At 28.3% G+C, this 2112-nt stretch carries 2 protein-coding genes; both read right to left on the bottom strand.

The window, feature by feature from the left end; genetic code table 11:
* Positions 1 to 251 precede the first annotated feature (251 nt).
* Complete coding sequence (locus tag NK213_RS19775; RefSeq protein ID WP_253352528.1) at positions 252 to 938, bottom strand: hypothetical protein; 687 nt, start codon at positions 936 to 938, stop codon at positions 252 to 254.
* A 653-nt stretch (positions 939 to 1591) separates the two neighbouring features.
* Positions 1592 to 1936: a hypothetical protein gene (locus NK213_RS19780; protein WP_253352530.1), complete on the bottom strand. Its 345-nt coding sequence runs from the start codon at positions 1934 to 1936 to the stop codon at positions 1592 to 1594.
* Between the last annotated feature and the right edge of the window lie 176 nt (positions 1937 to 2112).

Raw genomic sequence — 2112 nt, forward strand, 5'->3', positions numbered from 1 at the left:
ATTTCAAAACACCTCTTTCTTTTTTTATTATATCATTGTTTAGATTTTGGTGTTCCTACTTTACTATAGCACTACAACTAATCTTCTTTGATATTTGGGAACTTTCAATATTTTTTTTAAAACATCATATTTCTCTAATGAAATTGTATAGTTATTATTCATACACAACCCTCCTTAAGATTTTATATATTATTATATCACAACTTTAATTTATTACAAATAAAAAAGCACCCCTAGAGTGCTTAGTTTTATTATTGCGGATATGCTGATAGCATCACACCGATTTGTTCTGAAAAGTTCCAAGAATATTTTACATTTTTATAAACAAAATCTCTTGATTTTTTTAAATCTGATTTACTGTCACCTATCAGTTTTAATCCTTCCAACAAATTTCCCCTGTCTTCTTTTGTCGTATTGACGTCGGCCATACTTATTATACCACCCACACCCATAATTATATTAAATCCTGATTGAGTTGACCCGTCTCCACTTCCTATCATAGTTATTCCTGTTGCTTTTCCTGTTTTAGGAGAAGAGGTAATAATATAACAAACATGTTCACTAGCACAAAACATATCTGTATTAATTTCAGCTTTTTCAGACTTCTCGTTGGAAATTTTCAATTTTTGATCTCCTAAAGAGTTGTTAAATTTTTTAAAATTATCTTTTACTTGTGCTGGATTTAATCCGAATTCTTTTTCCTGCTCTTCTTTCGGAACTTCCTCTGGTTTAGACTCTTCTGTCTTAACTTCCTCTTTGGGGGCTTCTTGTTTCGGTGGTTCTGTTTTCTTTTCCTCAAAAGCAACTTTTCCAGTTTCTATGTCTTTAGACTCATCTAGCATTGCACCTATTCCGCCAGATACTAAACTCCCTAAAGCCAAAACTCCAAAAACTATTAACCCTATTACAAGACCTGTTTTCTTTTTGCCTTTTTCCATACTCTGTAAACCTCCCTACAAAATATTTTATAATTATTATAGCATAAATTCAAATAAAAACTATTGACTTTTTTAATTTTTAGGGTAAAATAATAATGAGAAGATAATTGTCATAGTTTACACTCCTTTTAGATTTTAATTTACCTCCCAATACAGGGAGGTTTTTTCTTGACATATATCTATAAATCTGATAAATTAATAGTAGATTTTACGTTTTGACTTCGTAAATCAATCCTTATAGACGACCTTAAGTTTTTAGGGTCGTTTTTCATTAAAATTTTCGCATTTTTTCATTATGTTTTTAACAATTATGTGTTATCATACCTATATAACAACATAAATTAACATTACATCATAAACTTATTTCTAAGTATAATGCGGGCACACTCCTATATCTTTAGGAGTGTTTATTTTTTAAAAAAATAAAGAACCCAATCACTCAGGTTCTTAAAATAACTCTTTCAAATCCGTCACAGCTCTTTCTTCAAACTGTTCCATTTTTCTATAGATTTTATATCTTTATTTTTCACTGCTTTTTGAAACTCTACGAACTGTTTCAACAAGACATTTTTTAATCATTAAAAGAAAATACACTAAAAAATAATAAAAATATAAATATTAATTTTTTCATACTTTCATTCCACTCTTTATTTTTAAAAATCAGCAGGTTCTAACACAAAAGGCTTTCTTGTATCAATATAGACCTTTATTTGATCTTCTCCTATAAACTCTAATTTAAATTTATCATTATTCATTAACTTTCCTGACAAAACCCCTTTTTCCGGATTACTGACACTTTTTGAATCAATATCAACACAACCTTTCATACAACTATCAGTCGGAATTACTTCGATCTGTCCTCTTACTGTCATTTGCCCTGCTATATCACTTATTTCAATATAGCTCAATCCATATTGATATTCTCCCAACTTAACTGGAAATTTTCCTGCACAAGCTAAATTTATAACTGCCAAGAATACGAACAATACTTTTTTCATAATATTTATAATACCTCCTATTAATTTATATATATATATTATAACATCAATATGAAGTATATTTGAAGATATTTTATTTTATTTACTATAATATAAAATAAAAGAACCCAATAATTAATCAGGTTCTTCATCTTCCTTATTTAATCTCTCAAATACTTTTCTCAAAAACTCCGGTA

The sequence above is a fragment of the Sebaldella sp. S0638 genome (genome assembly GCF_024158605.1).
In the GTDB taxonomy this organism is placed as follows: Bacteria; Fusobacteriota; Fusobacteriia; order Fusobacteriales; family Leptotrichiaceae; genus Sebaldella.